Genomic DNA, 20,313 nt, shown 5'->3' on the forward strand with positions numbered 1-20,313 from the left:
TGAGAGAAGTCTATAAAATTGGATAGCCCTAAACAAAATCGAGATATACTTGATAACATCCCCCAGCCCATCCGAAATAACGGTGCTGGAGGCTACGATACTGGCCCACGGGATACAATGAGAGATCTTGAAAACCCCGATTTGTTAGTTCCACCTATAACCGATGCAGGCTTGCTCCCTAACATGAAATTTTCGTTTTCAGATACTTCCATGACTTTAAATTTTGGGGGATGGTCTAGAGTAATCACCGTAAGAGAACTACCCATCGCAACCACATTAGCAGGGGTAAATATGTGTTTGACCCCCGGTGGTGTTCGAGAGCTTCATTGGCATCAACAAGCTGAATGAGCCTATATGATATTAGGTCGTGCCCGAATCACTGCAATTGACGCTGAAGGAAGGAACTTTATTGCAGACATTGGACCTGGTGATCTATGGTACTTTCCCGCTGAACTTCCACATTCCATTCAAGGATTGGAACACTGTGAATTCCTGCTTGTCTTCGATGACGGTACCTTTTCTGATTTGAATACCTTATCTATTTCCGATTGGTTTGCTCATACGCCAAAAGACGTACTGTCTTCCAATTTCGGAGTTCCAATTAGTGCCTTTGATCACATTCCTCCAGAGCAGGTATATATCTATTAAGACAAGGTTCCGGGTCCATTGGAAAGTGAAGAAATTGAGTCCCCTTACGGAACCATTCCCCAAAGCTTCAAGCATAAGTTGCTTGCGAAAAAACCAATTATAACACCGGGTGGTAGTGTACGAATCGTAGACTCTACTAATTTTCCAATATCCAAGAATATAGCTGCTGCACTAGTAGAGGTTGAACCATGAGCAATGAGAGAACTGCATTGGCATCCGAATAATGATGAGTGGCAGTACTACCTTTCAGGACAGGTACGTATGACAGTCCTTGCTGGGGATGGCACAGCCCGTACATTTGATTATAGGGCTGGGGATGTCGGATACGTGCCCTTTGCTAATGGACACTATATTCAGAATATCGGTGACCAAACGTTTTGGTTTTTGGAAATGTTCAAGAGCGATTGGTTTGTGGATGTGTCATTGAACCAATGGATGGCGCTTACACCTCGCTACCTGGTTAAAACCAATTTACATGTTGGTCCAGAATTATTGGATGCGCTACGTAAAGTGAAGTATCCGGTCGTCAAATATCCGGGATTTACTTACTATCCTAAATAACGATTGAATAAGTGTTGATTATTCACTAACAATCACACACTAATTAAAAGGTCCTGCATACAATCGCAGGACCTTTACTATTTTGTAACTAATAAAAAAAATTTCCTATTACATAAACAAGCGTAAAATCATAAATGAAATAACACCTGCAAGTACTGTTGCAAGTAAACTACGTGTTTTGATCGCAATGAGAAAAGTAGGTAGCGCTGCGAAAAGTTCCACGTTATTTCTTATAGAAGAAATCTTACCGTCATGCAATAATATTTCCTGGCCTACCAAAGCAGCCATAATAGCAACAGGGACAAAACTTAACCACCGCATTACCCCTTCTGGTAATTCAAAACGGCTAAGTATCATAAGTGGAACAACCCTCGGAACAAACGTTACAAATGCTGCTCCTATAATAATTAAAAAAATATCCCATCTTACTTCCATTTCTCTACCACCATCCCAATCGTTGCAGCTATAATTGTACCAACAATAATACTTAGACTGCTCGACAGCATTAAAGTACTTCCTACAGCAATAACAATGGCGATTATCGCGACAACAACATCTAATTTGATTTTACTTCTGTCCAGTATCGAGATGATAAGAAGTCCAATAAATACCGCTGGTAAGGCAAATTCTAAACCGAATTTTTCAGGGTTTGAAATCCACTGTGCGAGAAGTGCCCCTGCTATATTGGCTACAACCCAATTTAAGTAAGCCGTAATATTTAGACCGTGCATCCATTTTTCGTTAATGCTTTTCTTTTTCGCAGCTTCGTTCATCGCAACCCCAAATGTCTCATCCGTCAGTAAAGCTCCAACTAACATATTCTTAAATGGGGACAACTGTCGAAAATAAGGAGATAATGCTGCGCTAAGTAGTAAATGGCGAAGATTAATAAAGAAAATCGTAATAATAATAGCCATTGAAGTACTTTGTGTTACCAACATTGCAGCAACTATGAACTGAGCTGATCCAGCATAAAGAATTAAACTTAAAAGTGCAATCTCAAATACGCTAAGTCCCGCAGTTTTTTGAACAATACCACAAGCAAATCCTATACTTAAATAAGCGAGCAATGTCGGGACACAAGCTCTTACCCCTTGAATAAAACTATCTTCTTTTGGTGACGAAAATGTATCCAAATGAACGTTATCTATACGCATATATAACTCTCCTTAAAATTATTTAGTAGTTAGTTAAATAACCACTAAGAAATAGGGTAAGAAAAGACGGTTCAAATTACTTGAACCGTTTTCCTGTAACAACATGATACAAATCCTTGTTGTTTTTCCAGAGAGTTTCTACTTTCTGAGGACCCAATTCTTTCGTTAATTCCGCAAAAATAATGTCATGTCTTATGTATTCCATCGCAATTAATACAAGCGCTGGGTCCTGAGTTATTACTGCCCATCCAGTCGCAACTGGGGAAAAGTTTGCAATTAACACTTCTTCATTATCACGAGCAACAATCGTTAAACGACCATTCATTCTTTCCTCTGCTACTTCAGGAGCGGTATAATCATGATGAGTAGTTACACCTAATTTCGTATCAGGTGCCCCAAAAAGCATAGAAAAGACATGTAATCCGTCTTTTACTCGTTTGTTTACAGAATCTTTTATGAATCCTACTTGAGGCTCCCAAATCGACAGCCATATTTCTTCTTTTGCTCTTCCAATGATATCAATCATTTCTGCAACAACATGTTCATCACTGCTGACACGATGTATGACATCTAGTTCCTGTTCACTCTCTAATGCAGATAAGTTTTTTTCTAGAAAATCGAATGATTGTTCAAAGTTATTACGTAATCGATTGATTAATTCTTTTGCCGGTAACGGTGCATAAGTTACAGGTTCAGAAGGTACTGTATAAATAGCACCTTTATCTAATAACTTCCCCAACACTTCGTAAATCATGGACCTTGGTACACCAGTTCTTTTGCTTATCTCATATCCAGTTATAGGAGAGTTTTTTAATAGACCAATGTATGCTTTACATTCATATTGTGAAAAACCTAACTTCTGCAGTTCTTTGTAAATTACGTCCACGAACACCCTCCTAGCTGCTTATCCCTCAAGATAGACTAATAATTTCTTCGCATTTTTAATTAGTAGTTAGTATAATACTTACTAAAAAAATAATCAAGCACTTCTTACAATTTTTATGGGCTTTTGTCTTTTCAATTTAAATTTAGAGTAGGTTGTACAGATTTTTATTGGCAAGCTGGTTATAGGTTTCTTTTAGAAACTATACAAATGAAGAACCAACAGGGGATTTGACCATAGCCTTGCTTCCACCCTCTATTACTTGTATATTGAACATAAATGAAAATCACACATAAAAGAGTGAACCAATTGACTACTAAAAAAGGATATATCACATTGCGTTATCGTAAAATGAGGATAACTTATATAATTGGAATTATTATCACCATTTTCTTAGGACTAGCCTCCAGAAAGTACAGCCACTTTCTTTCGCCATTTGTAGCGCAAAACGCTGGAGATGTGATTTGGGCTATGATGGTCTATTTTGGATTCCGTTTCCTTTTGGTGCGTAAAAGCATAATCATAGCAATTTGGCTTAGTCTCTTTTTTAGCTTTGTTATTGAATTTAGCCAACTGGATCAAGGGAATTGGATTAAACAGATACGTGGCACTTCTCTTGGAGCTTTGATTTTGGGAAAAGGATATCTTATGGTAGATCTGATGCGCTATACAATGGGAATTATGTTAGCGACTTTCTTGGATATAGTGTCACTTGTATTCCTTCAGTATTTCAAAAATCAAACGAATGAAAACGAAACAAGAAGTAAGTTCCGCTAAGTGGTAGTTCTTATTGAAAAATTCTTCTTTCAAGGTTATACTTGCTTTAGAAAATGATTATATTAAAAAAGACTGGCTAGTGCTTCTACACTAACCAGTCTCTGTAATAAAATGGATCGCTTCAAAGACGATCAGCACATTACGTAGTAAACCGTCTTATGCTTGGGAGCTCATGGGCGGTTTACTTTTTGTTTGAAAAAGTATATGACAACGCTAAGATAGCTACAATCAGCGTAGAGAAGCCGACTATCAAGCTAAACGTTTCAAATATTGTCATAGAGCATCATCTCCTTTCCCTTCGTCATAAACTGAAGAAATGGAAAAAAAGATATGCCAACCACCCTTGAAACCCCTATTCTATTACACTTCCATTATACCACACATATGTTCGCATCGCATTGATGTATGATCAAATTTACTAACGTATGATCATCTTTTTTCTAACTCCTACACATCCCTTAGTTGAAAATATTAAATCTCACATCCATCTGGAGTTAAACGTTCTACACGTTTTAAATATGCATTCACTTTTTGATCTTCTTCATACGGATAGTTGAAATCTAAATTACCAGCAACAAAAATTGCGGTACTACGAAACAGATCGCACATTACAAATAACGCTTTCCAAATACTCTCGTAACTTCCAATAGGATATGTAGAAAGAAGTTTTTGCCAATTTTGTTTTGAAAGATAATTCTCCAAGTATTTACCACTTTTACCTATGCTAACCGAATAATCCGTTTCAATACCCACTCTCCACTCGAGCATTTTAAATAGCATGGGTCTGATAATATTATTTAGATGCTCCGCTGCATAAAGAATTTCTTTTCTCCACAACCCTTTTGCCACATAAGTAGATACCCACCAAAATTCATTGCAGCAATCTGCAAAAAAATCAGCGGATGGTCGTCTCACCCAATAATCGCTATCCGTAGGAGCGGGTATTTCCGGTAAAGGGTTATCTTTGTCCATTAAAATAATTGTTAGCTTATCCTCTTTGCAATATTCGTCTTTTTCCTCTATTGGTATTAATGTCAAATCGATTCGATTTCCATCTGTAAACAGCATTAGATAAGAAAATCTTTCGCCTAACTCAGGGGGAAACATGGACATATTTTCGGGTGTTTGCATAATAATTCGCTCGCCAAAAATATCTACCCAGTTTGGATCATTTATAAAAGAATCGATTTCCGTCACAAGATAAGCAATATCATAGTCCTGAAAAATATCTTTTGGAACGTTCGGATTTGTTCTTGATCCATTCAGTCCAACAGCGCGAATTCGTGTATCTTGTTCTGCTACTTTTAGAACTAATTCCATAACTTGCTCTTCTGTCCGCATTTATTCACCTCCTGTATTAATCCCGCCTACATAATTCAAGCTCATACTCCATATGTTCTAAGTCATTTTAGTTTTTGTTTGTCGAATATCCTCTTTGAAAGACACTGGTTTCGTTCTCTACCCAATATTCGTATGAAACATCCGGTTCATTTTTAAAGGTTACTGAAATATAGAATGGATTTAGATGTTCGTAGCCATCTTCGCGATGAGGCACTGTTGAAATCTCCCATTCTTCGTTTGAGTAATGTTGTTCTAAATAGGATTCTAATAATTCAACCTTTTTGTAAATTTGTGCATCAATCCAATAAGGGCGAATAACATAAAATATACCAAATCCCACTGTCAAAACTAAACTAAATAATAAGCCGTACTTACGCCACTTTCCTTTAAAAAATAGGGAGATGGTTACTATTGCTACAATGGCTAAACCAATAATCATAAACTCTATTATTTCTATTGGATGCAGCTTCTTCCACCTCACAGCTCTTTTTCTATATAGGGATAAGCGTATAAATCAATATCAAAATCAGCCCTAATATCAATTGCAAAACGACTCGCTTCTGGACTAATCACTAAGCCTGGGTATTCCCATTGTCCTTTAACATTTATTCACTTATCTATTATCTTTCACTGCTTGGACAATCATAAAATGTGGATTTTTCATGAGCTTTTCATACTTTTCAGGCACTTGCATTTTAAATTCTATTGTAGGTAGAGGTTCAATTAACCTCTCTATAGAAAAATAATCAAGCGTTTCATTTAATATCATATGAAGAGGACGACGGTAAAAAGGAACGTCAATCAATTTCCCATCTCTTTCCCATTGATCGATAATAAGTTCATTGAAAAAGTAATCGCCGTTCACCGAAAGTTTTATATCCATAAAAGGGTGGTGGACTGAAAAAAGCAATGTCCCATTTGGCTTTAATATTCTACGAAACTCGTTAAAAGGCTTACTCCAATCCTGAATGTAGTGAAGAACAAGAGAGCTCATGATGAAATCAAAAGATTCATCCTCAAAAGGAAGTTCATCTTCTAAGTCTAAACATAATACTTCCGCATTTTCTCCTATACGCCTTTTCGTTGCTTCCACCATTTTAGGACTAATATCAGTTGCTGTTACCCTAGCATCTAAGTTGACCAATTGCTTTGTATACCAGCCTGCTGCACACCCGGCATCCAAAACCTTTTTATTTTCTAAATCTGAAGGCAGTAAATGCATCATCGCTGGCCTTTCATACTCTGTGTTAAATAGACTTTTTGTATCCACGTTATGTTCGTAATCATTAGCTAACTGGTCATAGGTTTCTCTCACTTTGTTATTCATCATTCACCTCTAATTTTTTATCTAATTCGTTTCGCTTTCTTATACTATAATTCCACAATGATTTTGGTATTCCTTTTATCTCCAACATACCACTATATATTAAATGCCTAATCCTATATTCTAAAAAGAAAAAACCAACAAACTCATCCATTTGTTTAAATAATTCTTCCAATACTGTCCCAATTTTGATGAAGTCTTTGTTTCCTTGCTGTTTGTGTAGATTTTCAACTATATGTAAAATTATCGAATCAAAGTGATTTTCGGGCACGCCTATTATGTTGCCATTACTCCATATACGGAGCACTTCTTTCGTTTGGGCTAAAGCTTTCCACTCTATTTCCAATTGAATTCGTTCTTTTTCAGATAAGGGATTTTTCGTTTTATTTATTTCAAACAACAGTTTTAGATCCTTAGGTTCGATCTGACTCGTATCGAAAATATGCTGCTGTTCATCTTTGGAACTCATATGTTTGTCATAGAGATCAGTGGAGTTTATAAGAAATATATCATTTGTTTTATCCCTTAGTAAGTAGATTAGAAACCGCATACATACTTGTTCACTTGCGTTATTTCCATACCAGATATGGATGGGAACTTGATAAGGTATATCTTCCAGCTCTCGCAGTGTATTGGCAAATTTAATGGGATATTCTGCTTCTTGCTCGAAGTTAATGTTTTCGATTAGCCAATCTTTTCGATGGGTTTGACCCATTTTTTCATCCAGTTTTCCCAATGGTCCAATGGAAAGGAAATCTGGGATGCCTATAACAGTATTTGGCCTTTCTAGACCACCTCTTAAGGAACCTGCTGCCGATTCAGAGGAAACGATGTGCACCGAACCACTTGTGCGTAATGCGCGATTTTTTTGAATCTGTTTATTAATGAATTCTGCCATCACGATGAGGTCATCCTGCTTGGCAAAGAATGTTCTGCCTACATTAGGATTACCTTCTAGATGGTCAAACATATCAAATTCATTTTCCTCGTTTAAAACGAACGTTTCCCACCTATCACTTTCAAGAAAATCCGAAATACTTATATAATTTTGTCCTTCAATTTTATAAACAAATACTACATTTGGCTCCGTAAAGAAATAGATAAATGGGTGATTCACTTTAGTTTTAATGATTACCGACTCCTATTTTAAGCTACTGTTGATTATCTTACTGGTTTAATCATTACTTAACCTTCTATCAACTATTTTTGTAAATTCATTAATTTGTTTACTCATTTCTTTATATTGTGTCCAATGCAGATAATGGTGTCCTTCTAATATAATGAGTTTATGAAAAGTATCATTATGTAATTGCGATTGATAGAAAGTTTCATTTGATTTTACTTCCTCATCCACTTTTTCTTCTTCCTTTGAAATAATCAATACTGGTAGGTCTGAAGGAAATGACAATTCCTTTGTTTTATCAATGTTATTTTTTATTTCATTGGCTTCTTCTACTACATTTTTGTTATAACCTTTCCATGCAGAAAGTATTTTGGTCAATTTAAAATTACTTTCCGAGTAAGTCCCTTCTTCAGCTAATGGGAGGAAATCTTCTGGATTCGAATATAATACTAATCTTGCAATTCCAGTCGGTGCAATTAGGCTCATATATTTAGGCATTGCTGGAGCAGACTCATCAAAATACTCCAAAGCCCCAGGTAATGTGGGATCTATTCCTATTATTGCTTTAATCTCATCTGGGTATTTATTGGCGTAATACATACTATAAATCCCGGAAATAGAGTGAGGCATTAATATGTATGGACCTTCAACGTTAGATTTTATTAGAGCTGTTCTTATTTCCACTACTAAATTCTCTACTGTTCGTTCCTTACTTGTTAGGTCGCTCCAACCATAACCATATGGTTCTACAACTACGACTTTATTACTTTTTGCCAGCTCATTGATCAAAGGTTCAAAATCTAACACTGGTGCAGTCGTACCTAAACCGCTTAATAATACAATGGTATTTGGACCATCTCCCGTTGTATACACATGTATATTATCTCCATCCACTTCTACTAATTGCCCTAATGCCGGGTATTTCTTTTGTTCATATGCGCTCATCACTTGATGGAATACAATCCAAATAAACAATATGGAAACCATTGACAATAAAATGTTTCTAGTCTTCATAAATCTTATTTTCTTTTTGGCTTTTACTATTTTCACTGCTTTCTAATTATAAATTTGTCAGCTGCTTAGGATAGTTGGCCTTCTATTTATAGTACGATAATCAATTTTATTAGTTTCAATTTTCTATTTTTTACCCAAATAAAATACGATGGAAATTTCCTCCCCGTAACTATCCCGTCTTTAGTCTATTCCCTTGAGTCGCTGAATGTGCTATTAGAAAGTATCCACTGCTCTAGAAAAAATTTCACATTATGTAGAACGCTTCATAACTAGAAGTAGCGCTGTTCATTAGTAACTGGCAAAGCCAACAATCGTTACAATCTTAAAAGGCAACTTCTCTAAATTATCCTCTAGAGAAGTTGCCTTTTTTATTTTTTAATATGTGATTATTCTATACCGATGTAAAAACTAGTGCTGAAGAATGATAGATCTTAGTTTCAATTTCTCCGATCATTCAACCTACTGAAGCACAAATTCCTGCTCTAACAGTTCGTGTAGCGGCTTGTATGCATAACCAAGGTCTTCTGCAACCGCCTTGTACGTGACATGACCTTCTAATATGTTGACGCCTTTAGAAAGTGGTTCATTATCAAGGCATGCTTGCTTATACCCTTTATTGGCAATTTGCAAAGCATATGGGACTGTCATATTTGTCAAAGCCATCGTCGAAGTGTACGGGACTGCACCAGGCATATTAGCAACGGCATAGTGGACGACACCATGCTTTTCATACGTTGGGTTATCATGCGTTGTAATTCGATCGGATGTTTCAAAAATACCACCTTGGTCAATCGCAATATCGACAAGTACTGAACCTGGACTCATCGACTTAATCATCTCTTCTGAAACTAGTTTAGGAGCACGTGCACCCGGTATGAGAACCGCTCCAACAACAAGATCAGAATCTTTCACCGATATAGCTATATTATATGGATTGGACGCTAGTGTCTGAACATCATTTCCAAAAAGCTCTTCCAATTGTCTAAGTCGATCCACACTTAGATCGATAACGGTTACTTGAGCTCCCATACCAATTGCAACACGTGCGGCATTCGTTCCCGCAATTCCACCGCCGATTATTGTCACTTTCCCGCGTGATACACCAGGAACACCACCTAATAGAACCCCTTTGCCGCCATGGATTTGTTCAAGGTATTGTGCGCCAATTTGCGTAGCCATTCGACCAGCCACTTCACTCATCGGCGATAACAGTGGCAATGTATTATTCGGCAATTGTACTGTTTCATAAGCAATTGCAACGACTTTATTATCAATTAATGCTTTCGTCAATGCCGGCTCTGCTGCCAAATGTAAATAGGTGAAGAGAATCAACCCTTCTCTAAAATAGCCGTACTCTTCTGCTAATGGTTCTTTTACTTTCATAACCATGTCAGCTAGCCATGCTTCTTTCGCTGTCTCTACAACAATGGCACCCTCACGGTTATAGTCCTCATCGGTAAATCCTGATTTTAAACCAGCCCCTGTTTCGATGTAGACTTCATGCCCAGCATTCTTCAATGTCACGACTCCACTAGGTGTCATTGCTACCCTGTTTTCATTGTTTTTTATCTCTTTTGGAACACCGATCTTCATTTATATTTCTCCCCAATCAATTCGAATATTTGAGTTGTTTCCCCTTGATACTGCTTAGCCTTTGAAAGATTCGTTTTCTTTAAACACTTTCTTTAAAACTGCGACGATAAAATCAAAATCTTCATCAGTACAAGATAGCGGTGGACTAAGTGCTAGAATATTGTTATAACCGGCAACTGTATCGCCATTTCTTCCAATGATAAGCCCATTTGCCTTACACTCCCCAATAATCTTAGCAACACGCGCATTAGAGGCAGGCTCTTTCGTTTCTTTGTCTTCTACAAGTTCGATACCAAGAAGGAAACCAAGACCGCGAACATCACCAACAAATGGGTGGTCATTTAAGCTTTCTAGCTCTTTAAGGAGACGCTCACCAAGTTCAGCAGAACGTTCAAAAAGATTTTCTCTCTCCATAATTTCTAAATTCTTTAATGCAACCGCACAAGCAGCTGGATTTCCACCAAAAGTATTCACATGACGAAAATGGCTATTTTCTTCTCCTGTATCAAACTTTTCGTAAATATCTTTACGAATCGCAGTTACAGATAGTGGTAAGTAAGCACTTGTCAATCCCTTCGCCATCGTAATGATATCCGGCTTTATATTGAAATGTTGATGACCAAACGCTTTTCCTGTCCGTCCAAAGCCGCAAATTACTTCATCAACAATAAGTAATACACCGTGACGGTTACAAATCTCTTGGACTTTTTCAAGATAAACAGGATGTGGAATTAGGATACCGCCACCGGTAATAAGTGGTTCCATAATAATTCCTGCAATCGTCTCTTTTTGCTCCCAAATGATCTTCTCTTCAAATTCTTGGGCACGTTGAATATTATATTCCTCGATAGATTGCCCTGCTGGTCTACGGTAATTATCTGGTGGTGCTACATGTAAAAAACCTGGCGCAAGCGGCTCATATTTATATTTCCGTAATGCCTGACCTGTTGCTGCTAAAGCCCCCATTGAACTTCCATGATAGGCACGATAACGTGAAATGAATTTGTAGCGGGAAGCTTCCCCATTTTGCTGATGGTATTGACGTGCTAGTTTAAACGCTACTTCATTTGCATCAGATCCACTATTCGAATAAAAAATCTTATAGTCATCGCCAAGCATTTTATTTAATTTTGCTGCCAATTCAATCGCTGGTTTATGACTTTGAGTCATCGGTACATACGCTAGCTTTTTCATTTGCTCGTATGCTGCTTGCGCAAGTTCTTCACGCCCATAACCAACATTGACAGCCCACAGTCCAGACATCCCGTCAAGATAACGGTTGCCGTCATGATCTGTAATCCATGCTCCTTCTCCACTCTCTACGACCATCGGAGGATTCTTTTCATTGTAAGCAGAAATGTGATGCCATACATTTTCACGGTCTTTTTGCACTAATGACTTTGTCGTTTCTTTTGCTGTTGTCAATTGCTCCACTCCCTTTTTTAACTGAAGCCCGCAGAGGCAAGCTCCAGCCTATATCCCTTATTTTGAACGAGTACTTAATTATCAGTGACGTGCCGTCAACATTTTCTTACGCGTGTAAAATTCAATCCCATCTCGGCCATTTGCATGCAGATCGCCGTAGAATGATTTTTTGTAACCCGAGAACGGGAAGAATGCCATTGGTGCAGGTACTCCTAGGTTTACACCAAGCATTCCTGCATCGATTTCTTCTCTGAATTGACGGATTGCTTTCGCACTATCCGTAAATAGGCATGCCCCATTTGCAAACTCCGATTTGTTCGCAAACTCGATTGCTTCCTCCAAAGTATCCACCCTTACAACAGACAATACAGGTGCAAAGATTTCTTCTTTCCAAATCTTCATTTCTTGCGTCACATGATCGAAAATTGTCGGCCCTACAAAATAACCGCCTTCCGAAGTAGACTTATCGCCACGACCATCACGTAATAGCTTTGCCCCTTCTTCAATGCCCGATTCGATATAGCTTAGCGTTTTGTCTTTATGTGAATCTCTAATGACCGGACCAAGGAATACCCCTTCTTCTAAGCCATTACCGATTGTCAGCTTATTCGACTCATCTACTAATCTTTCAACTAACTGATCTGCCACATCACCAACTGCAACGACAACAGCACAAGCCATACATCTTTCCCCAGCCGATCCAAAAGCAGCGTTTATAATATTTGTCACCGTTAGGTCCATGTCAGCATCTGGCATGACAATCGTGTGGTTTTTTGCACCTGCTAATGCTTGGACGCGCTTACCATTCGAAGTTCCTGTTTTATACACATATTCCGCCACTGGCTGAGAACCAACAAACGATACTGCTGGAATATCCGGGTGGCTAAGGATACCGTTCACAATATCATGTGCACCATGTACGATATTGAAGACACCTTCTGGCAGTCCCGCTTCATGCAACAATTCTGCAAGACGATTTGCCAAAAGTGGCGTGCGCTCTGATGGTTTTAGAATGAACGTATTTCCACTCGCAATTGCTAGTGGGAACATCCAACATGGCACCATCATTGGAAAGTTGAAAGGCGTAATACCTCCGATCACCCCGATTGGATAACGGTACATTCCGGACTCAACATTCGTCGCGATATCTGGGAGTTGCGTACCCATCATGAGTGTCGGAGCACCAGCCGCAAACTCTACACATTCAATCCCGCGCAACACTTCACCATAAGCTTCATTGTAATTTTTTCCGTTTTCAATCGTAATGAGCTTCGCCAGCTCATCCCAGTTTTCAGTTAATAATTGTTGATATTTGAATAAAATCCGGGAACGTTGTGGAACAGCAGTTTTTCTCCATTTGACAAAAGCTTTTTTAGCAGCCTTTACCGCATTGTCCAAATCTTCCTGCGTAGAAATCGGAACTTCCGCAATTATTTCTCCCGTCGCTGGATTCGGCACTTCTTCATATTTTTCTGTTGTTGATTTTACCCATTGTCCATTGATGAAATTTGTGAGCGTTTTCTTTTCTACAACTGTAATCGTCATCTTTTATTCCTCCAATTCTATTTCTCTTGCTAGTTGATGTTATTTTCGATAGACTTCATAATATAGTTTACAAAGTATTTTGACTATTGTCACTTTACACTATGTAAAATCATGACCTTATTATTTTTACGTTATGGGGAGGTATCTTTCTGATGAATGAATTGAAATTGACTGTTAGAGATGTTCTTTCTCGTGATTCGTTCAAATGTGCAAATGTTATCGCGGGAGAAACTGGCTTGGAGCGGCAAGTGAAATGGTCACATGTGTTAGAAGTTAATGACTTTGAATCTTTAATAAACGGAGGGGAAATGATTCTTACTACAGGAGGGGGGCTACAATCGGATCTTCCTTCGCAACTAGAATATGTGAAGAAATTGATAGAAAAAGATGTCGCATGTATTTGTATAGAGTTGGGAATTTACTTCAAGGAAATTCCGTCAGAACTCATTGAACTCGCAAACAAGCATTCTTTTCCGATTATCACATTTGAGAATACCGTGAAATTTGTTGATATCACGCAAGACCTTCATACATTTATCATCAATCAACACCATCAAATGCTTTCACAGCTCGATACGCTGTCTAGGAAATTCAATGCTTCGTCTCTTACACCTAACGGTATTTTAAAAATCTTACTGGAGCTACACCAGTTTTTTCAACAAGCTGTTATATTCATTTCTGATAATGGAAGGTCCTATTATTACCCATCCGAATGTAAAGAATTAGAAACAAACATCCGAACTTATCTTGAAATTTCTTCATCTGTCCATACAGAACCGAAAATTTTTACACTTGATGAGCAAGCATTCGCGCTTATGCCAGTTGAAGGACTTGGACAAACCTGGGGGTATCTGTGCCTCCAAGTGAAACAATCCATGTCAGACGATTTCACCTTCCTTATTTTGGATCGTGCAGCGCTTGCTATTGCACAAATTTTGTTGCGTAACCGAACGATTGAAGAACGTAAACAGCATAGCGAGGATGAGTTTGTCCAAAACCTTTTAAACGGTAGAGATGTTGATCAGGACGATCTACAAACTTATTTGCCTGCTACTAGTCGCAATATGTATTATAGAGTTTTTATCATTCGAATGAATTTTCCTGAGTCAAGATTCGATGAAGAAGATTGGGAAGAAATTAAACTACAACGGTCGATGATGATCCGCACACTCTTTAAACGTCATGGATTTTTCCCAGCTGTTTCTTCGAGTAAAAGTGAAATAGCTGTCATCGCTTCTTTTATCGCCGCGGATCATTTAAAACTGGACAAGGACCGTTTTTCTCAAATCATTCATAGTATTATGGCCATGAAAGAGAATCATTTTATAGATCGGAAAGAATGTTCGTTTGGTGTCAGTATGGTGTATAAAGAAATTTCAGATGTAACAAGTGGCTATGAAGAGGCAAATGAAGTACTGCAACTACTCCAAGCGGCAATTTTGGACTCAAACTTTTATGAAGACCTTGGCGTATATCAAATTTTGCTCCCGTTAAAAAAGAGCGGATGTCTTGAAAATTATGTTCAAAATTATTTGGGACCGCTTATTGATTATGACGAGAAAATGGAAAGCGACCTTTTAGAAACACTTTCTGTTTACCTAGAGTATATGGGTTCCAAAAAGGAGGCTGCGGAACGCCTTTTTATCGTCAGACAGACGTTATATCACCGCATCGAAAAGCTGGAACAACTTCTTGGAGATGACTTTATGAAACCTGCGAATCGCCTAGCTCTCGAAACTGCCATTAAAGCATACAGTTTAGTGAAGGGGAAAGCTTACTAAAACAAGAAAGTCGCCATTGCTCCGTGAAGCAAGGCGACATTTCTTTTCTTATAGGCTTTGTTAATTAATATTGTTAATAATTCATAAATAAAGAAAAAGGACCTATTTACTCTCCTTTTTGCGGTATTATTAATTAGCTAACGTAAACGTTAGTTAAGTATGAAGATAATAATTTCACAGATTTTTATCATTCTTCTAATTGTAAGACAGCCATTCTATTACTTCTTCCGCGTTTTTGTCTGGTGGAAAAACAGGATAGAATACTTTTATAATAAGCCCATCCTGTATTATTAGCGTAACTCTTTTATTAAGTAGCTTAGATTCTACCTCAAATAATGGTAGACTTAAAGAATTTGCTAATTTTAGATTTGAATCGCTTAAAAGTGAAAAAGGTAAATGAAGCCGTTCAACTACTTCACTTTGATAATCAGTGTTTTGTGTACTTATTCCAAACACTTGTGTATTAAGTTGTTCTAACTCCTTAAAATGGTCTCGAAATGAACATGCCTGTGGTGTACAACCCCTCGCACCTGGAATTTGATCCCATCCAACTGGGAGACTCTCACCAGGCTTACCTGTTAAGGGATAAAAATATAAAACAATTTTACCCTTTATCCTTGATACATCGACGACATTACCACTTGTAGAAATTAATTTAACTGAAGGTATACTTTTCCCCTTTAAATGATTACAAGCACCATTATCAATAGGTTCTGGAAGATTGTCAGGTAGTACATTAAAATTAATATCCGACATATTATACACTCCTCTATTATTACTTGATAAATTAACCGATCATACTTATTTTCGTTATCGCCTTTTTTGTATTACTCTAATTTAATTGGTAATAAACAGCTTTCTACCATCATTTTGATTATAGAACCATCTCGCTTTTGTCAAATATCAAAAGAGTTATTTAACATAGCCTTTCTTATAAAATGAAACTTCAATCAGCGGGGGGCATCATCTCCTACTGATTGTTAGTTGAACAAATCGGACTTTTACTGGCAGTTGATTCCCCACTTATGCTCCATTGGTAACAGCAAGTCTTGAAGTAGGGGTCTTACTGCCCTTTAAAGCGGGATAAACAAGTTCAACATTTTATCGTTGTGAGAACCTCTTTACTCAAACAAGGATTCCCTAAAATCAAAGCTATTTCATTACTAGTTAAATCCATCACAATACTAAAAACAGTTTCCATCTTTTCATGTGACAACTTGGTTGGATTTTCATGTCTGCAAATAGAATCAGGATAGTTATCATGGTCAGCTAATAAGGAAAAGATATCACTAGCCCTTACATCGCTGCTTAGTGAACTTATCAGTTTATCAATTGCTTTCAGGCGATGATAGGAATCATCATGAGGCTTATCAACAACCACCTTTTGCATAGCAGGTGCGCAAATATGATTAGTATGGATAAGCACCCCATTTTCTGGTTTAATCTGTGCGGTATAGATTGGTGAAACCTCTACACTTATTATTTTCTTCTCTCTTGAAGCGATTAAAAAATGCGCAGGCGAAGCCATCTGGTTGTGACTAACCGCAGATAATGCCTCATCGAACGTAAAAGAATCTAAAATTGCCCGTAATCCAAGATGGATCGGAACTTTTGGCTCACAAGTGCGCGTCATTAATGCATTTAAACATACTCCTACCCCAGCATCATTACAACCAATTTTTCCAATAATACCGCCTTCTGTAACCATTTCAATGTTGGGTTTGTTTTGCTGTTTAATTTTTAAGAATAGAAGAGAATCCGTTTGTTCTCCTTTCCAGTCCCAGTTTTGAGCTAACCATGTTGTAGAACTTCGAGGCTCCGTAATTGCCAATGAAGTACACCCATCCGGAGAATTTGTAAGTGCGATCTCACTTCTTGTATTAAGCGTCAGTATATCTTCAAATTCGACACCAGCGCCTCGGGCAATACCTTCCATTTCCTCTAGATAGTTTGGACGATATGCTTCGATGGCATCCAAGTGTAAAAGCGCTTTTTCTTTCGCTTCTTGCCAAGATAGTGAAGCATAGCCCTTAAATAGTTGCTCATACGTTTCCAAACTGCGATGTACTTCTTTCTTTCCTTGTACACCGTGTTCCCACCCAATCTGAAAAGATGTACCATTTAGTTCAATCGTTTTCAAGACTCCACTCTCCTATTATGAATTTACACTTTGCGACAGTTTTTCATAAACAACTTCACCGTCAATCATCGTAAATTCTACCTGTATAGATGGGATATTCTCTACATTTGACTGTATTATCGATCGATCTAGGATAATTAGATCAGCTAATTTACCGGGCTCAATTGACCCTGTCTCTTTTTCACTAAAAGAAGCATATGCCCCATTAATTGTATACATACGAATTGCATCCAATAATGATACCGTCTCTTTTTCACCAATTACCCTTCCAGTTTGCGAACGTCTCGTAAGAGCACTATGGATTCCCCTCATTGGGGTAAAATCAGTAACTGGGCAATCGGAAGCTACCGCGGCAGGAACCCCTGCTTCTAAATAACTTGCTAGGGGATACATCTGCTCAGCTCTTTCTCCATAACTTTCGCAATAGCCATCCCCATATTCATATAAAAAAGCAGGATTCGGAGTCGGTATGACTCCTGCCATTTTCATCCTTGCAATTAAATCCGGAGAAGCAATCCCTGCATGTTCAATACGATGTCGAGCATCTTCACGCGGAAACTTACGATTTGCCTTTTCAATACAAGTTAGTAGCATATCTATTGCCGCATCACCTTGCGCATGAGCAGTAATTTGCCAACCTTGTTCATGTGCTGGAATAAATAATTCCTCTAACTGTTCCTGTTCAAAATAATGGACCCCATAATTAGATGAATCGCTTGTATACGGCTCTCTTGTCCAAATTGTCGGACCGCTACTACTTCCATCTAGAAAAACTTTCACTGGCCCGACTTTAAAACGGTCATTTCCAAGACCCGTCACAAAACCGGAGGCTAGTAGCGACTTCACTACGTTTTCCGATTCACTAAGTGCTCCACCCATAGCGTATACCCTTTGTTTAATAACCCCTTTTAAGGTGTCTTGTTGAAGCGCTCGGATATTGGAAGTACCATAGCCAGAGGCGTCATGGATAGATGTAATTCCAGATTTTGCAAAATGTTCAGATGCAACGGCATGTGCCGTCCCAATTTCCTCTCTAGAAAATGTAGCCACTTGAAACATTTGCATATGAGCGTTTTCGTAAAGAATGCCCGTCACTTCACCATCCTCGTTCCGGTCTATGATTCCACCTTCCGGATTTGGCATGTTTTTATCGATTGATGCACGGTTAAGGGCATAACTGTTAACAGCGGATATATGACCGCATGCACGGACTACAATTATTGGATGGTTTGTAGTAACGGAATCGAGCTCTTCTTTTGTCGGGAAGCGCTTGTCTGCAATTTTTTGATCGTGATACCCCCAAGCTCGTATCCATTCTCCAGCAGGAGTATCAGATGCTCGCTCTTTCAACTTTTGTAATAAATCATCAATTGATTTTACGGATTCATCCTTGCACGAAACAGAAACCTCATTTGTTCCGTACATCGTTATATGAAGATGGGAATCAATAATTCCAGGAAGAAGACTGCGCCCTTCCAAGTTAACAACTTCACTATTCTCATCTTGCAGCTTCAAAATTTCCTCCGTCGTACCTACCGCAATAATATGCTTTCCTTGCACAGCAACTGCTTCAGCGACCTGATTTTCAGCGTTGACTGTTAGTACCTCACCGTTAATAAATAAATGCTTTCGAGTCAAAAAAATAGCCTCCCTTTAGAATTGTTTTTTAGAATTAAAGTGAAATAGTTTCAGTTACCACGGGACTTTCTGTCAATAAATGATCCCCGCTTGCCAATTTCACAACCGTTCTATATAGTAATTCAGTTCCAAGAGCAATATCTTCCGGAGCTGAATATTCTTTCGGATTATGACTGATTCCATCTTTTGATCGAATAAAAATCATCGCATAATCGCAAACGTAGGACATCGCAAGCGAATCGTGGAAAGGACCACTCATAAGCTCAGGAGTATTGATCCCCATTTCCTCACTTTCACTTCTCATAATATTCATGATTTTATCGTTACAAAAACGAGGTTCACTCTTTGTATCTTCCGTAATTTTATAAGTTAAGCCGTGTTCATTCGCAATTTGGTTAATTGATTGACGCAATTCACTTTCAATTTCATCTCTTCTTGTTTCATCGATGTCCCGTAAGTCCACAGTAAATGTTACTTGTTCTGGAATAATATTACGTGAATCTGGAAACACCTTTAAACTTCCGACCGTTCCTACGGTTGGCGCGCCGGGAATTTTACTTGTCAGTTCATTTAGTTTAACAATTACTTTTGCCGCACCAACGAGAGCATCTTGGCGCATTGGCATTGGAACTGATCCCGCATGACCTGCAAGCCCCGTCAATTCAACTGTCAGCCATAATGGACCCGATATTCCAGTAACGATTCCAACTGCCTCGCCTTTAGCTTCTAATACTGGTCCTTGTTCTATATGAAGTTCTAAAAACGCAGCAATTTTAGAAAGATCATATTCAGATTCCTTGAATTTATCGGGATCACACCCAAATTCAATTAACGCTTCTCTTCTTGTAACACCATCTTTGTCTTGTCGATCTAATTCTCCATCTTCTAGCTTGCCGAGTATCCCTCTTACTCCAAATAATCCTTTATTAAATCTACATCCTTCTTCATCCGAGAATGCCGCTACTTCAATAGAAATAGAAGGGGTAATCTTTTGTTCTTGTAATGTTTGAACTACTTCAAGGGCTCCAAGAACACCCAGAACGCCATCGTACCTCCCACCATAAGGTTGAGAGTCGATATGTGATCCGAGCATAAGCGCTGGTGCATCAGGAATTTCTCCTTCCAACCGTCCTATTAAGTTTCCAAAGTTATCAATTCTCGCCGAAAGGCCGACCTCTTCCATCCAACTTTTCACTTTTAATACGGCTTCTTTATCTTTCTTCGAGTGCGCTAGTCTAGAAACACCTGTATCCCCAATTTTTCCAATTTCAGCAAGTTCTATTAGTTTCCCATTTATTCTTTCAGCATTTATAGTTAGCATCTTCTCTTTATCCCCTCTCAATTTTAGTATAGAAACAATAGT

At 38.2% G+C, this 20,313-nt stretch carries 18 protein-coding genes and 1 pseudogene; 3 read left to right on the forward strand and 16 right to left on the reverse strand.

What is annotated here, in order from left to right; all coding sequences use genetic code 11:
* Positions 1 to 117: 117 nt before the first annotated feature.
* A pseudogene (locus tag BMZ04_RS10310) lies at positions 118 to 1,209 on the forward strand (cupin domain-containing protein).
* Between the two features lie 108 nt (positions 1,210 to 1,317).
* On the opposite strand, the gene BMZ04_RS10315 reads toward BMZ04_RS10310, so the two are convergent.
* The 3 genes from BMZ04_RS10315 to BMZ04_RS10325 form a co-directional block, all read right to left on the reverse strand.
* On the reverse strand, positions 1,318 to 1,644 hold the full coding sequence (locus BMZ04_RS10315; RefSeq protein WP_093269327.1) for an AzlD domain-containing protein: 327 nt from the start codon (positions 1,642 to 1,644) through the stop codon (positions 1,318 to 1,320).
* The gene (locus BMZ04_RS10320; protein ID WP_093269330.1) at positions 1,635 to 2,366 is read right to left on the reverse strand and encodes an AzlC family ABC transporter permease; all 732 of its coding nucleotides are present in this window, start codon (positions 2,364 to 2,366) and stop codon (positions 1,635 to 1,637) included. Before BMZ04_RS10320 ends, BMZ04_RS10315 begins: the two co-directional genes overlap by 10 nt.
* 76 nt (positions 2,367 to 2,442) lie before the next feature.
* On the reverse strand, positions 2,443 to 3,252 hold the full coding sequence (locus BMZ04_RS10325; protein ID WP_093269333.1) for a TrmB family transcriptional regulator: 810 nt from the start codon (positions 3,250 to 3,252) through the stop codon (positions 2,443 to 2,445).
* 297 nt (positions 3,253 to 3,549) lie between these two features.
* Here BMZ04_RS10325 and BMZ04_RS10330 point away from each other — a divergent pair, with 297 nt between their 5' ends.
* Positions 3,550 to 4,026: a ribosomal maturation YjgA family protein gene (locus tag BMZ04_RS10330; RefSeq protein WP_369802649.1), complete on the forward strand. Its 477-nt coding sequence runs from the start codon at positions 3,550 to 3,552 to the stop codon at positions 4,024 to 4,026.
* 181 nt (positions 4,027 to 4,207) lie between these two features.
* On the opposite strand, the gene BMZ04_RS23150 is transcribed toward BMZ04_RS10330, so the two are convergent.
* The 9 genes from BMZ04_RS23150 to BMZ04_RS10370 form a co-directional block, all read right to left on the reverse strand.
* Positions 4,208 to 4,303 carry a putative holin-like toxin gene (locus BMZ04_RS23150; RefSeq protein WP_369802650.1) on the reverse strand — a complete coding sequence of 32 codons (96 nt, stop codon included), beginning with the start codon at positions 4,301 to 4,303 and terminating at the stop codon, positions 4,208 to 4,210.
* A 194-nt stretch (positions 4,304 to 4,497) separates the two neighbouring features.
* Positions 4,498 to 5,367 (reverse strand): aminoglycoside 6-adenylyltransferase, encoded by an 870-nt coding sequence (locus tag BMZ04_RS10335; RefSeq protein WP_093269340.1) that lies wholly within the window; start codon positions 5,365 to 5,367, stop codon positions 4,498 to 4,500.
* 67 nt (positions 5,368 to 5,434) lie between these two features.
* Positions 5,435 to 5,806, reverse strand: coding sequence for a hypothetical protein (locus tag BMZ04_RS10340; protein WP_255367882.1), 372 nt, complete (start codon positions 5,804 to 5,806; stop codon positions 5,435 to 5,437).
* A gap of 174 nt (positions 5,807 to 5,980) precedes the next feature.
* Entirely contained in the window at positions 5,981 to 6,694 is a 714-nt protein-coding gene (locus BMZ04_RS10345) for a class I SAM-dependent methyltransferase (protein WP_093269343.1), read from the reverse strand.
* Positions 6,687 to 7,808, reverse strand: coding sequence for a DUF1835 domain-containing protein (locus tag BMZ04_RS10350; protein ID WP_093269346.1), 1,122 nt, complete (start codon positions 7,806 to 7,808; stop codon positions 6,687 to 6,689). The genes BMZ04_RS10345 and BMZ04_RS10350 overlap by 8 nt, the downstream gene beginning before the upstream one ends.
* Before the next feature lie 57 nt (positions 7,809 to 7,865).
* The gene (locus BMZ04_RS10355) at positions 7,866 to 8,828 is read right to left on the reverse strand and encodes an alpha/beta fold hydrolase (protein ID WP_255367883.1); all 963 of its coding nucleotides are present in this window, start codon (positions 8,826 to 8,828) and stop codon (positions 7,866 to 7,868) included.
* Positions 8,829 to 9,287: 459 nt separating this feature from the next.
* Positions 9,288 to 10,421 carry an alanine dehydrogenase gene (gene ald / locus BMZ04_RS10360; protein ID WP_093269350.1) on the reverse strand — a complete coding sequence of 378 codons (1,134 nt, stop codon included), beginning with the start codon at positions 10,419 to 10,421 and terminating at the stop codon, positions 9,288 to 9,290.
* 54 nt (positions 10,422 to 10,475) lie between these two features.
* On the reverse strand, positions 10,476 to 11,846 hold the full coding sequence (locus BMZ04_RS10365) for an aspartate aminotransferase family protein (RefSeq protein ID WP_093269353.1): 1,371 nt from the start codon (positions 11,844 to 11,846) through the stop codon (positions 10,476 to 10,478).
* An 81-nt stretch (positions 11,847 to 11,927) separates the two neighbouring features.
* Positions 11,928 to 13,391: a CoA-acylating methylmalonate-semialdehyde dehydrogenase gene (locus BMZ04_RS10370; protein ID WP_093269357.1), complete on the reverse strand. Its 1,464-nt coding sequence runs from the start codon at positions 13,389 to 13,391 to the stop codon at positions 11,928 to 11,930.
* Positions 13,392 to 13,543: 152 nt separating this feature from the next.
* Here BMZ04_RS10370 and BMZ04_RS10375 point away from each other — a divergent pair, with 152 nt between their 5' ends.
* Positions 13,544 to 15,172 (forward strand): PucR family transcriptional regulator, encoded by a 1,629-nt coding sequence (locus BMZ04_RS10375; protein WP_093269360.1) that lies wholly within the window; start codon positions 13,544 to 13,546, stop codon positions 15,170 to 15,172.
* Positions 15,173 to 15,367: 195 nt separating this feature from the next.
* Here BMZ04_RS10375 and BMZ04_RS10380 read toward each other — a convergent pair whose 3' ends face one another.
* From BMZ04_RS10380 to BMZ04_RS10395, 4 genes are all read right to left on the reverse strand, one after another.
* Positions 15,368 to 15,928, reverse strand: coding sequence for a peroxiredoxin (locus BMZ04_RS10380; protein WP_093269363.1), 561 nt, complete (start codon positions 15,926 to 15,928; stop codon positions 15,368 to 15,370).
* 337 nt (positions 15,929 to 16,265) lie between these two features.
* Entirely contained in the window at positions 16,266 to 17,312 is a 1,047-nt protein-coding gene (locus BMZ04_RS10385; protein WP_255367884.1) for a C45 family autoproteolytic acyltransferase/hydolase, read from the reverse strand.
* A gap of 15 nt (positions 17,313 to 17,327) precedes the next feature.
* Positions 17,328 to 18,950: an amidohydrolase gene (locus tag BMZ04_RS10390; RefSeq protein ID WP_093269366.1), complete on the reverse strand. Its 1,623-nt coding sequence runs from the start codon at positions 18,948 to 18,950 to the stop codon at positions 17,328 to 17,330.
* Between the two features lie 34 nt (positions 18,951 to 18,984).
* A complete protein-coding gene (locus tag BMZ04_RS10395) occupies positions 18,985 to 20,271 on the reverse strand; it encodes a M20 family metallo-hydrolase (protein ID WP_093269369.1) in 1,287 nt (428 codons plus the stop codon).
* Between the last annotated feature and the right edge of the window lie 42 nt (positions 20,272 to 20,313).

Origin of the sequence: Psychrobacillus sp. OK032 (assembly GCF_900111345.1) — a bacterium.
Lineage (GTDB): Bacteria > Bacillota > Bacilli > Bacillales_A > Planococcaceae > Psychrobacillus.